Below are 279 nucleotides of genomic sequence, written 5' to 3' on the forward strand. Positions count from 1 at the left end.
AGTAGTTATCCCCCTCCATCGGGCAGTTTCCCAGACATTACTCACCCGTCCGCCACTCGTCACCCAAGGAGCAAGCTCCTTTGTGCTACCGTTCGACTTGCATGTGTTAGGCCTGCCGCCAGCGTTCAATCTGAGCCATGATCAAACTCTTCAATTTAAGTTTGATGCTCGTGAATTAAACTTCGTAATGAATTACGTATGTTCACTCGTTGAGACTTGGTATTCATTTTTCGTCTTGCGACGTTAAGAATCCGTATCTTCGAGTGCCCACACAGATTG

General features: G+C 47.0%; 1 rRNA gene. It reads right to left on the reverse strand.

What is annotated here, in order from left to right:
• A 16S ribosomal RNA gene (locus OGX92_RS01895) occupies positions 1-157 on the reverse strand; the annotation flags it as partial.
• Between the last annotated feature and the right edge of the window lie 122 nt (positions 158-279).

Origin of the sequence: Citrobacter sp. Cpo089, assembly GCF_030332695.1 — a bacterium.
Classification (GTDB): Bacteria; Pseudomonadota; Gammaproteobacteria; order Enterobacterales; family Enterobacteriaceae; genus Citrobacter; species Citrobacter portucalensis.